At 73.0% G+C, this 15,801-nt stretch carries 16 protein-coding genes and 1 pseudogene; 6 read left to right on the top strand and 11 right to left on the bottom strand.

Features of this window, described 5'->3' with window-relative positions:
• Positions 1-285 precede the first annotated feature (285 nt).
• The 3 genes from RM609_RS05510 to RM609_RS05505 all read left to right on the top strand — a co-directional run bounded on the left by RM609_RS05510 (position 286) and on the right by RM609_RS05505 (position 2,099).
• Positions 286-1,098 (top strand): SDR family NAD(P)-dependent oxidoreductase, encoded by an 813-nt coding sequence (locus tag RM609_RS05510; RefSeq protein ID WP_311608369.1) that lies wholly within the window; start codon positions 286-288, stop codon positions 1,096-1,098.
• A gap of 58 nt (positions 1,099-1,156) precedes the next feature.
• Positions 1,157-1,231 (top strand): 50S ribosomal protein bL37, encoded by a 75-nt coding sequence (locus tag RM609_RS34710; RefSeq protein WP_467590489.1) that lies wholly within the window; start codon positions 1,157-1,159, stop codon positions 1,229-1,231.
• Positions 1,232-1,385: 154 nt separating this feature from the next.
• A complete protein-coding gene (locus RM609_RS05505; RefSeq protein WP_311608367.1) occupies positions 1,386-2,099 on the top strand; it encodes a GNAT family N-acetyltransferase in 714 nt (237 codons plus the stop codon).
• Between the two features lie 68 nt (positions 2,100-2,167).
• Here the strand turns inward: RM609_RS05505 and RM609_RS05500 are convergent, their stop codons facing one another.
• From RM609_RS05500 to RM609_RS05490, 3 genes are all read right to left on the bottom strand, one after another.
• Complete coding sequence (locus RM609_RS05500; RefSeq protein WP_311608365.1) at positions 2,168-3,280, bottom strand: ABC transporter substrate-binding protein; 1,113 nt, start codon at positions 3,278-3,280, stop codon at positions 2,168-2,170.
• Between the two features lie 98 nt (positions 3,281-3,378).
• Positions 3,379-3,603 (bottom strand): translation initiation factor IF-1, encoded by a 225-nt coding sequence (gene infA, locus RM609_RS05495; RefSeq protein ID WP_311608363.1) that lies wholly within the window; start codon positions 3,601-3,603, stop codon positions 3,379-3,381.
• A 42-nt stretch (positions 3,604-3,645) separates the two neighbouring features.
• Complete coding sequence (locus RM609_RS05490) at positions 3,646-4,443, bottom strand: GNAT family N-acetyltransferase (RefSeq protein WP_311608362.1); 798 nt, start codon at positions 4,441-4,443, stop codon at positions 3,646-3,648.
• 266 nt (positions 4,444-4,709) lie between these two features.
• Here RM609_RS05490 and RM609_RS05485 point away from each other — a divergent pair, with 266 nt between their 5' ends.
• Positions 4,710-5,735, top strand: coding sequence for a VOC family protein (locus RM609_RS05485; RefSeq protein WP_311608360.1), 1,026 nt, complete (start codon positions 4,710-4,712; stop codon positions 5,733-5,735).
• A gap of 108 nt (positions 5,736-5,843) precedes the next feature.
• On the opposite strand, the gene RM609_RS05480 is transcribed toward RM609_RS05485, so the two are convergent.
• The 5 genes from RM609_RS05480 to RM609_RS05460 form a co-directional block, all read right to left on the bottom strand.
• Positions 5,844-6,809, bottom strand: coding sequence for a hypothetical protein (locus RM609_RS05480; RefSeq protein ID WP_311608358.1), 966 nt, complete (start codon positions 6,807-6,809; stop codon positions 5,844-5,846).
• A gap of 34 nt (positions 6,810-6,843) precedes the next feature.
• Entirely contained in the window at positions 6,844-7,542 is a 699-nt protein-coding gene (locus tag RM609_RS05475; RefSeq protein ID WP_311608356.1) for a hypothetical protein, read from the bottom strand.
• A gap of 119 nt (positions 7,543-7,661) precedes the next feature.
• Complete coding sequence (gene xylB / locus RM609_RS05470; RefSeq protein ID WP_311608354.1) at positions 7,662-9,092, bottom strand: xylulokinase; 1,431 nt, start codon at positions 9,090-9,092, stop codon at positions 7,662-7,664.
• 32 nt (positions 9,093-9,124) lie between these two features.
• Positions 9,125-10,123 (bottom strand): zinc-dependent alcohol dehydrogenase family protein, encoded by a 999-nt coding sequence (locus RM609_RS05465; protein ID WP_311608352.1) that lies wholly within the window; start codon positions 10,121-10,123, stop codon positions 9,125-9,127.
• A 66-nt stretch (positions 10,124-10,189) separates the two neighbouring features.
• Positions 10,190-10,993: a DeoR/GlpR family DNA-binding transcription regulator gene (locus RM609_RS05460; protein ID WP_311608350.1), complete on the bottom strand. Its 804-nt coding sequence runs from the start codon at positions 10,991-10,993 to the stop codon at positions 10,190-10,192.
• A gap of 216 nt (positions 10,994-11,209) precedes the next feature.
• Here RM609_RS05460 and RM609_RS05455 point away from each other — a divergent pair, with 216 nt between their 5' ends.
• A complete protein-coding gene (locus tag RM609_RS05455; RefSeq protein WP_311608349.1) occupies positions 11,210-12,571 on the top strand; it encodes an MFS transporter in 1,362 nt (453 codons plus the stop codon).
• Positions 12,572-12,623: 52 nt separating this feature from the next.
• On the opposite strand, the gene RM609_RS05450 is transcribed toward RM609_RS05455, so the two are convergent.
• The 3 genes from RM609_RS05450 to RM609_RS05440 form a co-directional block, all read right to left on the bottom strand.
• A complete protein-coding gene (locus RM609_RS05450; RefSeq protein ID WP_311608347.1) occupies positions 12,624-13,379 on the bottom strand; it encodes a cutinase family protein in 756 nt (251 codons plus the stop codon).
• Positions 13,380-13,507: 128 nt separating this feature from the next.
• Positions 13,508-14,242: a hypothetical protein gene (locus RM609_RS05445; protein WP_311608345.1), complete on the bottom strand. Its 735-nt coding sequence runs from the start codon at positions 14,240-14,242 to the stop codon at positions 13,508-13,510.
• A complete protein-coding gene (locus RM609_RS05440) occupies positions 14,239-15,312 on the bottom strand; it encodes an AfsR/SARP family transcriptional regulator (RefSeq protein ID WP_311608344.1) in 1,074 nt (357 codons plus the stop codon). Before RM609_RS05440 ends, RM609_RS05445 begins: the two co-directional genes overlap by 4 nt.
• Positions 15,313-15,492: 180 nt before the next feature.
• On the opposite strand from RM609_RS05440, the pseudogene RM609_RS05435 reads away from it, so the two are divergent.
• Positions 15,493-15,681 (top strand): annotated as a pseudogene (locus tag RM609_RS05435) (helix-turn-helix transcriptional regulator); the annotation flags it as partial.
• Positions 15,682-15,801: the final 120 nt, after the last annotated feature.

The following is a 15,801-nucleotide window of genomic DNA, read 5'->3' as shown; positions in this document are numbered from 1 at the left end:
ACTTGCCCCGGGCTACCCGGCCGTTTTGGATGGTGCCTGTGAACAGCCACCTGCGCCACGACGACCGGCCGCCTCATACGGCGCTGTCCGGCACCGCGCGCTGTTCACTTCCCGTGCGCTGAGCACATCTTCGTTCCACGGCACCACGACATCACCCGGCCCGTCGGCGGGCACGTCCACGTGTGTTCACGTGCGCCGCCGCTGACGTCGCCTTCTGTTCGCACGGCAGTCCGCCAAGGGGCGGATCCAGCTGCCGCTTTGCTCGTATTTCCGGAGTGGATTCCCATGTCTTCTGCTGTCTCGCCCGCTCCCAGGACCGTTCTGGTCACCGGTGCCACCTCCGGCATCGGCTGGGAGACCGCCCGGCTGCTCGCCGGCCGGGGGGACACGGTCATCCTGCACGCCCCCGACCAGGCCTCGGGCGACGACGCCGTCTCCCGCCTGGTCGCGGCCGGCGCGGACACCCTGCGGCTGGGCCTGGTCGTCGCCGACTTCTCCCGGCTGGACGAGGTCCGCGCCATGGCCGCCCGCGTCGCCGAGGAGCACCCCGTCCTCGACGTTCTCGTCAACAACGCGGCCGTCGTCGCACCCGAGCGACGCACCGTGACCGCCGACGGCAACGAACTCTCCTTCCAGGTCAACTTCCTGGCCGCCTATCTCCTCACCCACGAGCTGTCCGGCCCGCTGAGCGCCCGCCCCGGCAGCCGCGTGATCAACGTGTCGTCGTCCATGCACCGCACGGCGTCCATCTCCTGGAGCGACCCCCAGCGCGCCAAGCGCTACTCCCGCATCGCCGCCTACGCCCAGTCCCAGCTGGCGCTGACCATCTTCGCCCGTGAGCAGGCGCCGTGGACGTCGGTCAGCGTGCACCCGGGCGTGTGCGACACGGCCCTGCTGCCGCTGTACGCGCACGAGGGCGACTCCGCCTCGCAGGGCGCCGAGCGCGTCGTACGGCTGTGCGATCCGGTCGCCGAGCTCGTCCCCGGTGCGTACTACGACTGCACCGCCTTGTCCCCGGCCGCTCCCGTCGCCATGGAGGACCGCACGGTACGCCGACTGTGCAAGCTCGCGGACGGGCTGGTCGCCCGGACGGCCTGACCTCCGTAACGCCCCCGCATCCCGCTACCGAAAGAAAGTAAGGAAGGAACAACCCCTGATGTCCAAGCGCGCCCGTAAGAAGCGAGCCCGCCGCAAGAAGAACGCCAACCACGGCAGCAAGGCCTGCACCTGACCGCAGGCCGTCACCACCGGGGCGGGTGGTGAGGCACCGCCCGCCCCTCGGGTTCTCCGGAGCCGTCATGCCGAACCCCTGCACCCTCCGCACAGCGCCGGCCGCCCGGGCACGGCACCCCTGGTTCCCCGCCGGCCGCCCGGGTGTCGGAGCCTTGCCCGAACACGCCGCCCGCACCGGGCTGGGCACCTGGTGGACCGACCATCCGCTGCGCCCGCGGGCAGCCGCCGTCTCCTGCGCCGGGTACGCCGTCCTCGCGGGCAACCCGCGTACGACGGCCCCGGGGGACCTCGCGCATCTGGCCCACTGCTACGTCGTCACCCCGGACGTCTTCCTGCCCGTGCTCGGCCGCGCGTTCACGCGGATCGTCCCCTGGGAACGCATGATCTGGGCCTACGATGCTCCGGCGCCTGCCGCCCGGCAGGGCCCCGGCCTTCTCGTCCGCCCCCTCGTACCCGCCGACGCGCCGGCCGTACGGGCCCTGGGCCCGGACCTCGCCTGGCTCGCCGACAGCTGGGGCGGCCCGGCCGGGCTCGCCGCCTCCGGCCACGGCTGGGGCGCCTTCCGTAACGGGTGCCTGCTCTCCCTCGCCTGCACCTTCTTCGCCGGCGGCCGCTACGAGGACATCGCCGTGGCCACCCTGCCCGCCGAGCGCGGCCAGGGCCTGGCCACCGCCTGCGTCCGGGCCCTGTGCGCCGACATCACCGCCCGGGGCCGCATCCCGTCCTGGACCTGCTCCCGCGACAACCACCCCAGCCGCCACCTCGCCGCGAAGTCCGGATTCCAGCCGATCCACACCTACGTGCACTACGCGCTCGGAGCCCCGCTCGCAGGCACCCGGCCTCCCGCGGAAGCCACCCGACCGTAGGCGGTGGGCGGCCGTAGGAGGCGGATGGCCGTCCCCGAAACGGAGGGCCGCCGGGCCTCCGTGCTCGCTCAGCCGGCGTGGAGGATCCGAAAGCGATCGGGCTCCGCCGGGTCCCGGTCGGCGACTTGGATCGGTGTCCAAGCCCATTGCCAAACGCTGATGCCCGGCGTGCGGGAGAACCGGATCGGCCCGCGGGTGCCCTCGACCGCCACGCGCGGCCATGAATCGGCGATGGCCGCCCGGTCCGTGCCGTGGGAACGCAGCACCTCGGCGAGGACGGCGACGGTGTCCCAGCCCTCGAAGGCGACGAAGGAGGGCGCTTCGCCCAGCCGCTCGCGCAGCTCCTTCCCGACGCGTTCGCCGAGCGGACCGAGGCGCTCGGGCAGATAGCGCAGGAACGGGATGCCGGCGCCGTCCTCGCCCAGCGCCGCGGCCCATTCGGCGAACTCGGGTTGTCCGGCCGGAGCGCCGATCAGGATCTCCGCGAGCCGCCGGTCGCCCCGGACGGCCCTGACGATCGGCACCGCCGGCTCCGGATGGCCGGCCAGCAGGAGGAGTGCCGTCGCGCCGTGGTCGACGAGCGCGTCGCACAGGGCCTCGGGGGTGAGCGCGTTCGTGTCGAGTTCGACGACGGTGCCGCCGTGGGGAGCGAGGTGGTCCCGCAGGACGCGGGTCCCGGACGTCCAGTAGACGCTCGGCTGGGTCGCCACGGCGATCCGGCGCCGGCCCGTGCCGAGGAGGAAGTCCGCGTAGATCCGCCAGCCGTGGTTCTGCGCCGGGGCCAAGCGCGCGACCCATTCCGTCGGCTCCTCGGTGAGCGCGTCGAGCACCGCGGACGAGCAGAGGAACGGCACGCCGAGGGCGTCGGCCCGGGCGGCCGCGGCGCGGGCGACGACGCTGTGGTACTCGCCCGCCACGGCGGCCACGCCCAGGCCGGCCAGTTCGTCCACGGCCGCCGCGGCCCGCTCCGGATCGGCCGCGGTGTCCCGGACCAACAGTTCCAGTGGTCTGCCGTCGATCCCGCCGGTGTCGTTGACCTCGTGAACGGCCAGGTCGAGTCCTGCGAGCAGGTGTCGGCCCGCCTCGACCCAGCCGGGCCGTGTCAACGGGACGAGAGCGCCCAGGCGGACGGGTGACCCGCCTGGGCGCTCCGCTCCGGACGGCGATGGTGGCGTGTTCATCGGGTGGTATCTCCCCTGGGTGATCACGCCGGTCATTGGACCCGTCACCGTCGCCGATGGGCAACCGATTATTTGTTCACTGAGCCGCCGAGCTTCGACTACGACCGGTACCGGAAGCGGATCCGGCCCCGGGTGAGGTCGTAGGGGCTGAGCTCCACGAGCACCCGGTCGTACGGGAGGATCTTGATGTAGTTCTTCCGGATCTTCCCGCTGATGTGGGCGAGCACAGTGTGCCCGTTCTCCAGTTCAACCCTGAAGGTGGCATTGCGAAGGCACTCGACGACGGTGCCTTCGACGTCTATGCCTCCTGATGATTTCGTCATGGTCTCTCTCTTCTTTCGTTCAGTGGTGGACGAGTCTTTCGTTCAGTGACGGACGAGCTCGATGGTGCTGCCCGCGCGGCGGGCGCCGATGCCTTCGAAGAGGGCGGTGGCCGCCGCGTTGGAGTCGTCCACCTCGGCGTATGCCGATGCCGTCCCGGAGCGGTGCAGCGAACCCAGCGCGTGGGCCAGCAGCGCCCGGGCGATGCCGCGGCGGTGGCTGTCGGCGCGGACGGCGATCAGCCCGATCCGTGGCCGCCGGGTCAGCGGCGTCACCCGGACCAGGCCCACGTACTGGTCGAAGTGCCGCGCCACCGCGTACTTGGACGGGTCGACCAGGGTGGTGCCCGCCGGGCGGGGCAGTACCTCGGCCGGCATCGTCCGCCAGCCGACGGCGGCCTCGACCTCGCCGCGGATGACGCGGTCCAGGGCGCGCAGCGGGCCCTCCTCCGCCTCGCCGGCGGGGACGATCGTCACGTTTGACGGGGGCCGCACCGAGCCGAGCCCGGTGACCTGCGGGTCGGTGGGTACGTGATAGCCCTGCTCGCGGCGTCCGGTGGTGAAGCCGGCCCGCTCCCACGCTGACTTCGAGTCGTGGTCGGCCTCGTCGACGACGGTGTGGAGCGGTGTCGGCAGGTCCGTCAGCATCGTGTCGGCGATGCGGTCGAAGACCGCCTCGTGCCATGCGTCGATGCTGATGAAGAGCCGTCCGTCGGGTCGGCGCGAAGCGTCGCCGTGGCCGACCACCCGGTCGTCCTCGACGGCGTGCCACTGTGTGTCGGAGATCCGTGTGACCACGGCGGTGTGGTTGCCGGTGTCCGAAGGGGAATGCGAAGAATTCATTGGTGTTGCCTCTCAGGAGTGCCTTGTCTGAGGCGCTCCCGGCGACACCAACTGTCAATCGCCCACCGTGACGACAAGGGGGAGCACCCACATGGATACGGCCTTCATGGGTCTCACCTCCTCGCGTTCTTTCACGGCTGCCCAGAAGGTACCAGCCGGGGACCGGGCCGCCCAACCCATTTAGCGGCGACGGATTCCGCCGCCATGTGGCAGGCCCGTTCGGCGGGGCGTTGACCGGTGGTCGGGCCTTCCGTACCGTGACGGCCATGGGGCATGACATCGTCCGTCTGCACCACGTCGGCCATATCGTCGAGGACATGGCGCAGGCGATCGGCCTGTACGAGCGGTTGGGCTTCGTCGTTCCGCCTCCCAGTTGTCCGGCGATGCCCCGGCGTGAAGGTGCGGTGCCCGAACCCTTCGGTGCCGCCAATACCCATGCGGATTTCGCGAATTCCTTTCTCGAACTCGCGACGTGTGTGAAGGACGGTGACACCGCCCGCCTTCCGGCCGACGCCCGGCTCGTTCCACTGGAAGCGCCGGCCGAGGTGCTGCCCGTGCTCGTGAAACGGATCGGTGAGACCAGTGCCAATCTGGCGGCGTGCCTGGGCCGGTTCGAGGGACTGCACATTCTCATGTTCTCCTCGCCCGCCATCGACGAGGCGGCCGCGCGGCTGACCGCCGCCGGTGTCCGGCACGGCGGGGTCAACATGGTGCGGCGAGCCGCGCCCCCGGGCGCGGAAGTCCCGGTCGAGACCGTCCGTTATCTGGAGATCGACGGCGATGAGCCCGGCGCCGGGCCGGGCTCGGTCGCGGAGGGGCGGGTGGGCGTGGTCGCCGCCCTGGACCCGGACGTCCAGGGCGCCCGCGCCCTCGACCACCCCAATGGCGCCCTCGAACTCGTCGAGGCGATGCTCTGCGTCGCCGACCCGGAACTGGCCGAGGTCCGGCGGCGGTACGAGACGTACCTCGGTCGGCCGGCGAGGCGGGCGGGACCGGCTCTGGTCTTCGATCTCGACGGGGCCGCCCTGAGACTCGTGCCCCACTCCGGCCTCGCGGCCCTCCTGCCGGGCGAGCGGAAGCCTGCCGCGCTCCCGGCACTTGTGAGCTGCACCGTCGTCGTACGCGACCTCGCCCTCACCCGCGACCTGCTGCGCCGTAACGGGCTTCCCCTGCGTGAGACACCGTCCGGCGACATGTTCGTACCGGCTGATGCCGCGCTGGGTGCCGCTGTGGTCTTCCGCCCGCGGAGTCCGGACCGTCCGCGCGGCTCCCGGCATGGTGGACGGCGGTAACTCTCGATCCGCGCACGCTCCCGCATCGGCGATACTTCCGTACGCGCGGGACGTGTACGGAAGTTCGTCACCGACCTGCTGGACACCGAGCGGGACTGACCCCGTCGCTCACAGGGGGAGCCGGTAGCGGTACCAGCGGTCGACGACATGGAGGCCGGTGGCGGCGAGTGCCTCGGCGACGACGGGGTCGCCGAGGTCCTGGACCTCCAGCGCCGTGACGCCGGGGTGCTCCCGGCACAGCGGGGCGATGAGCGCGGCCAGCAGCGCGGCCAGTTCCCCGGCGGAGGTCCCCTTGCGGTGGAAGACCGCGTCCACCTGCGCCACCCCGCCCTCGACCACCGCGACGACCTGGGCGGACACCCGGCCGTCCGGGTCGAGGAGGTCGAGTGCCGTATGCGGGAACGGGTGCACGTCCGCGAGCAGTTCGGAGGCGTCCTCGGCCGTGTACGGCTGCCCGGTGAACTCCGCGAAGAAGTCGGCGTAGGCCGAGAGCTGTACGGGACCGGGGGCCGGCGGCACCGGGCGGGTGGAGACCGCCGGAAGTCCTGCCGGGGCCGTCCACCCGGCCGGCGGGGTGGACAGCGCCCAGCGGCGGTTCAGCTCCTCGGTCGGCGACGCCCCGAGCTCCGCCGCGTCCTGGACGTCGAGGAGGCGTTCCGGGTCGTCCCATTCCAGCGCGGCGTATCCGGCGGCCCCGGCGCCGGTGGCCACGCCGTGCACGAGGCGCGCCGCGACCGCCTTCTCCTCCGGAGTCGCTTCGCGGGCGACGTTGTGGCCCTGGACGATACGTTCCCGCTCACGGGAGACGACCACCCACTGGACGGCCGCCACCGGCTGTCCGTCGCCCCGCAGGTCGTACACCTCGGCCCAGCCCAGCAGGCCGCCGTCCGGCCGCCGGGCGACCACGGTGCGCGCGGGGGCCTCGCCGGGCTCCCGCCCCGGGTCGGGCACGGTCACCGGCAGGCCGGCGAACAGCTCCCGGAGCAGACGCGCGTCCGTGTCCGGTGCGCGGTCGTCCTCGACGTGGATGTCCAACGGAGGGTTCGGCGGGTTCGGTGGGTTCGGCGGGGTCATGGGGGCTGTTCCTTTCGTCGACGACTGCCGTGGGTCAGGCGAAGGGGTTGCAGACCGGGACGCCCGCCCATGTCACGTAGACATACAGCTCGCCCTTCCGCGTGGTGCAGAAGGAGACCACCTTGGAGCCCAGGTCCGCCATGGCGGAGGCGAGCAGGGCGACGGGCAGCAGGCTCCCCAGGGAGGCGATCGAGACGACGCCCGTCGCGATCCGGACGAGGTCCTTGGTGATGTCCACCCCGGCCTGGACCTTGCTCGTGACGAACGGGTCGAGGTGGATCAGCAGCCCGAACCAGGTGACCTTGACGCTGATGCCCTCCGCGATCCGCGTCGAGCCGTCGCCCACGCCGGCCGCCGCCGGGTCGACGACCACGCCCTCGCCGTCCTGGCTCACGGCGAGCTTCTTGTCCACCAGCGTGTCCAGGCGGTCGACGGCCGTCCTGGTCGCGTCGACGGCCCGCTGGTCCACGCCCGCGGCCCGGGCGCCCGCGACGTCCAGCCGGTAGCCGTCGCCGTCGTGGTGGACGAACGGGTCCAGGGCCTTGCGCTCGTCCGCGCTCAGCCAGCCGACGCTCGCGGTGCCGCTTCCGGCGCTCGGCGCGGACGTCACGGCCTGCGGCGCGGGCGCCGGCGCGCTCGCGGCCGCGGCGGGCAGCGCGGTCGCCGGCAGGACGACGGCCATCGCCGTACCCAGGACGACACCGGCTCTCAGGGGGAACTTCAGACCGTGCATGAGGCGCTCCGAGGGGGGCTGTGAGCGGGGCGACTACTCTGCAATTGCGAAGTAGTCGCAATAGTTATCTGGAAGCTATTCGTCCGGATCTACCGTCGGCAACCCGGCGGTAACGTGACCTACGGCACTTCCGCGCCGTGCACCCGCGCCCGTGCGTCGGCATACGCGCGCCGGATCTCCCGCCCGGCCGCGCCGCCGTCGGCCGGGGCCGGGACGTCCGTGCCGCCGGGGCGGGGCCACGCGGGCGGTTCGGGGGTACCGGCGAGGGCCCAGGCCGCCTGGCGGGCGGCGCCCAGGGCCACGTACTCGTCGGGGCGCGGCACGGTCACCGGCATGCCGAAGACCTGCGCGGCCGCCTCGGCGACCACCGGCGCCTTGGCGGCGCCGCCGATCAGCAGCAGACGTTCCACCGGCACGCCCTGCCCGCGCAGTTCGTCCAGGGCGTCGGCCATGCCGCACAACATGCCCTCGACGGCGGCGCGGGCGAGGTTGTGCGGGTACATGTTCCCCACCCGCATGCCCAGGAGGCTGCCGGAGGCGTCGGGCAGGTTGGGAGTGCGCTCGCCGCCGAGGTAGGGCAGCAGGACGAGGCCGTCGGCGCCGGGGGCGGCCCGGCGGGCTAGGGCGTCGAGCGCGTCGAGGTCGACTTCCAGCATGCGGGCGGCGGAGCTGAGCACGCGGGCGGCGTTGAGCGTGCACACCAGCGGCAGGAACTCCCCGGAGGCGTCGGCGAACCCGGCCACCGCGCCGCCGGGGTCGGCGGTGGGGTGCGGCGAGCGGGCGAAGACGGTGCCGCTCGTGCCGAGGGAGACCACCGCCTCGCCGGGGGCCAGACCGAGCCCCAGCGCGGCACCCATGTTGTCGCCGGTGCCCGCCGCCACGAGGGTTCCGCCGGGGGTGCGCCCGGCGGCCCCGGCCGGGTCGAGGACGCGCGGCAGCCGCGGGCTACGGCCACGGAAGGCGAGCCGCAACAGGTCCGGGCGGTAACGGCCCTCGGCCGGTGACCAGTACCCCGTACCGGAGGCGTCGCCGCGGTCGGTGACGGGCTCCGCCCCCGAGGCGGCACCTCCGCACAGCCGCCAGGTCAGCCAGTCGTGGGGCAGCATGCCCGTCTCCGTACGGTCCGCCGCGTCCGGTTCCCGGTCGGCGAGCCAGCGCAGCTTGGCGGCGGTGAGGGCGGCGACGGGGACGGTCCCGACGGCGTCCGCCCAGGCCCGGGTGCCGCCGAGTTCACGGACGAGATCGGCGGCCTGTGGGGCCGACCGCGTGTCGTTCCACAGCAGGGCCCGTCGCACGGGCACGCCGTCGGCGCCGAGCGCGACGAGGCCGTGCTGCTGGCCGGCGACGGCGATGGCGTCGACGTCCGCCGGCCCCGCCGCCCCGGCGTCCCCGAGGGCCTGACACAGCGCCTGCCACCAGGCCTCGGGGTCGGCTTCGGTGCCCTCGGGGTGCGGGGCCCGGCCCCGCCGCAGGACTTCTCCCCTCTCCGCGTCGCAGACGACGACCTTGCAGGACTGGGTGGAGGAATCGACTCCGACGACGGTCGCCATGATGGGCGTGTCTCCTCGCTGCCGATGCGGCGTCAGGCCGCCGGACGGATCTGGATCTTGCGGCCGACGCCCTCGCGGAACGCCCGCAGGGCCTCGGGGAACTCGTCCAGCCCGAAACTGTGCGTGATCATGGTGTCGGCGTCGACGACGCCCTTGCCCATGAGTTCCACGGCCCGGCCGAAGCTGTGCACCACGGCCATGGACCCCACGATGGTGATCTCGTCGTTGTAGACCCGGAACGGGGAGATCCGCGCGGTCGCCCCGGACGGCGCGACGCCGAACTGCTGGAACGTACCGCCGCGCCGCACCCGGGTCAGCGCGTCCTCGATGGCCGGGACGACGCCCGTGCAGTCGATGACGACCTCCCAGCCCTGCGGCCGGCCGAAGGCGTCGGCGCTCGCCGCGACCGCGTCGGCGCCCAGCCGCTGCGCCACCTCCAGCCGGCCGGCGTTGAGGTCGACGACGGAGACGGAGGCCGCGCCCGCGTGGGCGGCGAGCTGAAGCATCATCAGGCCCATGGTGCCCGCACCGTAGATCAGGTAGTGGGCGCCGAGGTGGCGGGGGAGCTTGTCGAAGCCGTGCACGGCGCAGGACAGCGGCTCCACCAGCGTCCCCTGGGCGAGGGAGACGGACTCGGGCAGCCGGTGGCAGTTGGCGGCGGGCACCTTCACATACTGGGCCATCGCGCCGTCGACCGTGTCCCCGATCGCGCCCCAGTTCTCGCACAGGTTGCCCCGGCCGATGGCGCAGTAGTGGCAGGCGCCGCAGAACAGCGAGGGGTCGACGGCGACCTTGTCGCCCTCGTGCACCGCGCTCACCCCCGCGCCGAGCGCGACGACCTCACCGGTGAACTCGTGGCCGGGGATGATCGGGTACGGCGTGGGGGCGAACTCGCCGTCGACGATATGGACGTCGGTGCCGCAGATGCCGACCGCGGCGACGGCGACCACCACCTCGCCCGGGCCCGGGGTGGGGTCGGGCACCGTCTGGACGGAGAACTTCCCCGGGGTCTCGACGACGAGAGCGCGCATGGGCGGGCTTCCTTTCTGGTGGGGGAGCGATGGAAAGGGGGTGGGTGACGGCGGCGGCCGTCGTGGTCAGTCCCGGGGCAGCGGTACGCGCTCGACGGGCACGCCGAGCCCCTCGATCGCCCGGATCTCCTCGGCGGGGGCGGCCTCGTCCGTCACCACCAGGTCGTAGCCGGTGGCGTCGCCGTAGCCGTGGGTCGCCGTGCGCCCGAACTTGCTGTGGTCGACGGGCAGGACGCGCAGTTCGGCGGCGTCCTGCATCGCTTCCTTGAGGTCGGCCCACTCCCGGACGGGGTGGTACAGCCGTCCCCGGTGCACCGAGGTGACGGAGGAGAACATCACGTCCGCCCGGATCCTGGCCAGCTGGCGCAGGGTCTCCGTGCCCGCGCAGGACTCGAAGTCGGCGTTGAAGCCTCCGCCGAGGAGGGTCACCCGGGTGCCGTCGGCCGCGTCCTTGCCGATGATGCCCGCGACGCGCAGCGAGTTGGTGACCACGGTCAGGCGCTCGACGCGGGCGAGGCGGCGCGCGAGCGGGAAGAGCGTGCTCCCGCAGTCCATCAGCACCATCTGGCCCGGACGGACCCGCGCCATCAGCGCCTCGGCGAGGGCTTCCTTGATCTGTATCTGCCGGTTCTCCCGGAAGCGGGTGGCGGTCTCCATCGTGAGACCGGCCAGCGCCACGGCGGTGCCGCGCCGCTTGTGCAGCAGCTGCCGGGACTGGAGGTTGTCCAGATCCCGGTGGACGGTCATCGCGCTGACGCCGAGCTCGTCGGCCAGCGCGTCGATCCGCGCCTCTCCCCGCTCGATGACGCGCCGCAGCAACAGCTGTCTGCGCTGCTCGACGTCGGCTTCGGTGCCCCGGCCGGCTGCCATGGTGCCTCCTCGCTCCGGCTGTCCTGGATGCGACAGCGTCCGGAACAGGGTGCCCGCGACAGTGCGGACACCGCTCAGATCACACACTTTCTGAGAAGTTCTGTCAATTCCATTGACAGAATGCGTTTACTGGGGCTTGTATCAAGCCTCACGCCAAGCCGGACGGATTTTCCCGGCATCCAGCGCGTTTCTCGTACATCTCCGGACGGAGGCCCCGTGTCCCAGGCCCCTGCCACTGCTCCCCGGCCCCCCACCGCCGACCCGCTCCCAACGGAAGCCGCCGGCCCACCGCGCCGCTCCCGCCTCGACCGGGCGGGGCTGCCCCGGCCGCTCTTCTGGGGCTACGCCGGACTGGTCCTGTTCATGACCGGCGACGGCATCGAGACCGGCTACCTCTCGCCCTACCTCGCAGGCCTCGGCTTCTCCCAGGGCGACGTCGGCGCGATCTTCACGGTGTACGGGGCCGCCGCCGCGCTGGGCGCCTTCCTCGCCGGGGCCCTCGCCGACGCCTGGGGGCCGCGGCGCGTGATGGCCATCGGCGCGGCCTTCTGGGCGGGCTGCCACATCCTGCTGCTCACGGCCGCGATCCCTCTCGGCAGCTATCCGCTGATCATGGCCTCCTACGGCGTCCGAGGGCTGGGGTATCCACTCTTCGCCTATGGCTTCCTGGTGTGGATCATGGCGGCGGCGTCGCAGCGGGGGATCGGCAGGGCACTGGGCTGGTTCTGGTTCTCCTTCACCCTCGGCCTGCCCACGCTCGGCTCGCTGCTCGCCTCCGCGCTCGTACCGGCCGTCGGTGGCTACGGGACGCTGTGGATCTCCCTCGTCCTCGTCCTCACCGGGAGCGTCCTCGCGCTCGTCCTGCTGACGGAGCCCACCGGCCGCAGCCCGCTGCTGCCCGCCGACCGGCGCGATGTGCGCGCGGCGCTACGGGGGAGTGTGACGATCCTCTTCAGCCGCCCCCGGATCGGCGCCGGTGCCGTGGTCCGGCTGATCAACACCACGTCGCAGTTCGGCATCTGGGTCTTCATGCCGTTCTACTTCACCGGCACGCTCGGCTTCGCGCTCTCCCAGTGGCTGCGGCTGCTGACCGTCATGATGGGCGCCAACCTCGTCTTCGTCCTGCTCTTCGGCGCCCTCGGCGACCGCTGGAGCAAGCGCGGGACCGTCATATGGTGCGGCGGCGTGCTCAGTGCGGCCGGCTGCCTCGCCCTCTACTACCTCCCCGCCGCCACGGACCGGAACTTCCTCGTCGCCTCCCTGGCCGCCGCCCTGTTCGGCGCCGGGCTCGCCGGGTACGTGCCCCTGCCCCCGCTCATGACGGCCCAGGCGCCCGGGCGCAAGGGCCAGGTGATGTCCGCGTACAGCCTCGGGGCGGGCGCCAGCGTGGCACTCGGGCCGCTCCTCGGCACGCTGTTCGTCGGCCCGCTCGGGGTCGAGGGCGTGATGTGGATCTATGCCGGCCTGCATGTGCTCAGCGGCCTGCTGGTCCGCTTCCTGCCCGAGCCCGAGCCCGAACCCAAGCCCGAACCCGAACCCGAGCCCGAACTCGCACGTGCCGGCGCCCGGGGGCGGTGAAGGTCCACCGCCCCCGGGCACACCCCCGTGGCTATTGGTGAGGGGCCGTCGGTCAGGGTTCGTACCAGACGACTCCCTCGCCGCCGTCCTGGGCGATGGTCTTCGTCATGATGTTGCCGTCCTGCTGGTACCTCGGGTGCTGTTCCAGGAAGCCGCCGATGGACGTCAGCGCCGTCGCGTCGCACACTCCGTCGGTGCGGATGCAGAAGCGCTGCACCGGGATGCCGTCGAACTTCTCCGGGCCGGGGCCGGGAGAGGTGAACCCGAAGGCGCTCCAGCCCTTGGGCAGCTTGGCCCAGATGCCGGTGCCCGGCTGCATCGGGTCGGAGTAGAGCTTGCCGCTCACCAGCGAGCGGGGTATGCCGGTCCCGCCCTTCGCTATCGTCTGGAGGACCTGGTCGGCCGCCTGGGCGCCCTGCGAGTAGCCGACGATCGTGAGGCGGGCGCCGGGGTCGCGGCGGTGGGTGTCCTCGGCGGCGGCCAGCAGATTGCGGTAGCCCTCGCGGACGCTGTCGTCGTAGCTCGGCGCGGTCGGGTCCGGGTACTGATTGCGGCCGTTGAGCCAGGGGCCGGCGCTCGCCGGGTAGCACACCGGCACCGGAATGCCCCCGTCGAGGTGCTTGTCGGCGAACGCGTAGCTGCCGGTGCAGCCGGGCGCGGGCGCCGCCGCGCCGGTGCCGCCCAACTCCAGGTAGTAGTGGTGCGCCGGATCCGCGTGGGCGACGCCGGGCACGGCGACCGTCATGGCCGCCATGGCCGCTGCCGCCCCGGCGACGATCGCCTTTCTCCACCTGCGGGCCAGGGTCATCGCTGTGGTTCTCCTTGTGTCGAGACGACGCGTATTGACGTGCAACTGCCTTGTTGCGTATGGACGTTAGGTGTTGGCGTTGACATCGTGATGAAACCGCTCACCAGGGCGCCACGGGGCGCGGGAAGTCAGCGTGCGCCGTCCCCGCCGAGACGCTCCACGAGCGCGCGCAGGACGAAGAGGTTGGGGATGTCGGGGCCTGTGAGGCCCAGTTCGTGCCACGTTCCGTCGACGTCGAGCCGGACGGCTCCCGGCCCGGTCCACAGCCGCCGGACCCGGGGCCACCGCGCGCGGACCTCTCCCCACCCGATCTCCTCCCCGGTGAGCCGGACGGCGCCGAAGGCCAGGCGCTCGCCCCTGGCGAGCGCGGCCAGCGCCCGGGGTAACTGGGCGAGGATGACGCCCTGCTCGATCCCGGACCACCATTCCGGCGCCTCGCCCCGCTCCGGCCCGTAGCGCAGCACGACCCGCTCCCCGTCCACGTCGGTGAGCGCGCAGGCCGCGCTCGCGTGGCCGGTATCGCCCGCCCGCGCGGGTTCCGTCCGGAACACGGCCGTCGTGTCGTAGCGGACGACGTGGATCCGGCCCTTGACGGCGACCGTCAGCCCGTTCTCGTACAGGTCCAGTCGCGCGGCGTCGCGCGCGTTCGCCGCCCCGGCCCCGGCGGACCCGCCGTGCCGGACGAGGGCCAGCAGACCGCGGATCCCCGGGGCCAGCAGGGCCTTCGCGTGCGCCGTGCGTGCCGTGCGCGCGGCCGCCGTGTAGGTGGCACGCCGCCTGCCGAGCCGCTGGCGGCCGGCCGCCGCCGAGATCCTCGCCAGCAGCAGCTCCTCGCCGCGCGTACGCCGCATCGGGTCGCTCACCGCGTGGTTCCGGTGAGGCCGAGGCGGATGTCGTCCCCGCGCAGGATCGTCCGGTGCGTCTGCCGCAGCGAATGGCCCGGAGAGACCCCCAGCTCGCCCGCCAGCCGGCGGCGGGTGCGGTCGTACACGGTCAGCGCGTCGGCCTGCCGGCCGCTGAGGTACAGCGCGCGCATCAGCATCGCGGCCACGGGCTCGTTCAGGGGCTGGGCCACGGTCAGGGCCGACAGCTCGGCGATCGCCTCGGAGTGCTGGCCCAGCCGCAACTGCCAGTCGAGCTTCCGCTGCACGATGACGATCCTGCGCTCGGTGAGCCGCAGCCGCTCCAGCTCGGCCAACGGCCCCGGCTGGCCGGCCAGGGGCTCGCCGCGGAACAGGTCCAGCGCCTGGGAGCAGGCGCGGACCGCCTCGGCCAGATCGCCCGCCCGCTCGGCCGCGCCGGCCGCGGTGACGAGCTCCTCCACCTGGGCCACGTCCACGGTGGCCACGCCGGGGAGCAGCCGGTAGCCGCTCCGGTCGCGCTCGATGACCGAGTCCAGGTCGCCTCCCGTGCGCAGGACCTTGCGCAGCCGGTAGATGTACACCGGCACCACGTTGGTGTTCGGGGGCTCCTCGCCCCACACCCCGTCGGTCAGTTCCTGCCGGCTGACCGACCGGCCCAGGCACAGGGCCAGCGCCGCCAGGACGGCTTGCTGGCGCAGATGCCCCAGGTCCAGGTGCTGCCCGTCGCGCCATGCCCGCAGGGGGCCGAGGACCGAGATCCGTAACCGCGGCCCGGGGACGTGGCGGACGGCGGCGGCCGGTGGCAGGGGGCTCGTCGCCTGCCTGCGGGGGCCGCGGCCGGGGGCGACGAGGCCGCAGTCGAAGGCGTGGACGATGGCGGCGGCCCGGTCGCGCAGCCCGAGCGCGGTGAGGATCCGCGCGAGGTGCCCGGCCACGGCCTCTTCGGGGATGGCGAGGGCGGTGGCGATCTCGTCGTCCCGCAGGCCGCAGCCGACCGCGTAGAGAACGTCCCGTTCCTGGCGTCCGAGTGTGGTGACGGCCGGTCGGCCGGTGGTCGTGGTGATCGGCATCGTGGCTCCCCGTACGGCGGGCCGCTTTCCGCGGCGGATCACGTCGAAGGTGGCCCCGGGGCGGGAGAACGGACAGGCCAAAGGACCGGCCGTATGCGGCCGGTGGCCGCGCTAGAGTCCGTCAGCTGGGAAAACACATGTCCGAGAGGTTCGAGAGGTCCGAGGGGGAGGCCGTGATCTGTGGCCAGTGAGTTCAGCGCGCTGTTACGGCGGCTGCGGCGCGACGCGGGAATGACTCAGGAGGCCTTGGCGGAACGGGCGGGGGTGGGCGTGCGCACCATCCGCGGCCTGGAGACCGGCGAACGCGCGGACCCCAGGGTGACCACGGTGCGGCGGCTGGCCGACGCGCTCGGGCTGGCGCCGGCGGAGAGCGAGGAGCTACTGGCTGCCGCCGTCAGCCGGACCGGGCCTTCGGCCCGGCCGGACGGGGGGTCTGACGACCGGTCCGACGGCCAGTCTGACGGGGGGCCTGACGGCCGGTCTGGCGAT

This window comes from Streptomyces hesseae, from assembly GCF_031845785.1.
In the GTDB taxonomy this organism is placed as follows: Bacteria; Actinomycetota; Actinomycetes; order Streptomycetales; family Streptomycetaceae; genus Streptomyces; species Streptomyces hesseae.
The sequence above is the reverse complement of the archived record's forward strand: the minus strand, read 5'-3'. Positions and strand labels throughout refer to the sequence as shown.

Coding starts and splice junctions, on each gene's coding strand:
- RM609_RS05510 (WP_311608369.1), top strand. CDS start 286: ATGTCTTCTGCTGTCTCGCCCGCTCCCAGGACCGTTCTGGTCACCGGT.
- RM609_RS05500 (WP_311608365.1), bottom strand. CDS start 3,280: ATGAACACGCCACCATCGCCGTCCGGAGCGGAGCGCCCAGGCGGGTCA.
- infA (WP_311608363.1), bottom strand. CDS start 3,603: ATGACGAAATCATCAGGAGGCATAGACGTCGAAGGCACCGTCGTCGAG.
- RM609_RS05490 (WP_311608362.1), bottom strand. CDS start 4,443: ATGAATTCTTCGCATTCCCCTTCGGACACCGGCAACCACACCGCCGTG.
- RM609_RS05485 (WP_311608360.1), top strand. CDS start 4,710: ATGGGGCATGACATCGTCCGTCTGCACCACGTCGGCCATATCGTCGAG.
- RM609_RS05480 (WP_311608358.1), bottom strand. CDS start 6,809: ATGACCCCGCCGAACCCACCGAACCCGCCGAACCCTCCGTTGGACATC.
- RM609_RS05475 (WP_311608356.1), bottom strand. CDS start 7,542: ATGCACGGTCTGAAGTTCCCCCTGAGAGCCGGTGTCGTCCTGGGTACG.
- xylB (WP_311608354.1), bottom strand. CDS start 9,092: ATGGCGACCGTCGTCGGAGTCGATTCCTCCACCCAGTCCTGCAAGGTC.
- RM609_RS05465 (WP_311608352.1), bottom strand. CDS start 10,123: ATGCGCGCTCTCGTCGTCGAGACCCCGGGGAAGTTCTCCGTCCAGACG.
- RM609_RS05460 (WP_311608350.1), bottom strand. CDS start 10,993: ATGGCAGCCGGCCGGGGCACCGAAGCCGACGTCGAGCAGCGCAGACAG.
- RM609_RS05450 (WP_311608347.1), bottom strand. CDS start 13,379: ATGACCCTGGCCCGCAGGTGGAGAAAGGCGATCGTCGCCGGGGCGGCA.
- RM609_RS05440 (WP_311608344.1), bottom strand. CDS start 15,312: ATGCCGATCACCACGACCACCGGCCGACCGGCCGTCACCACACTCGGA.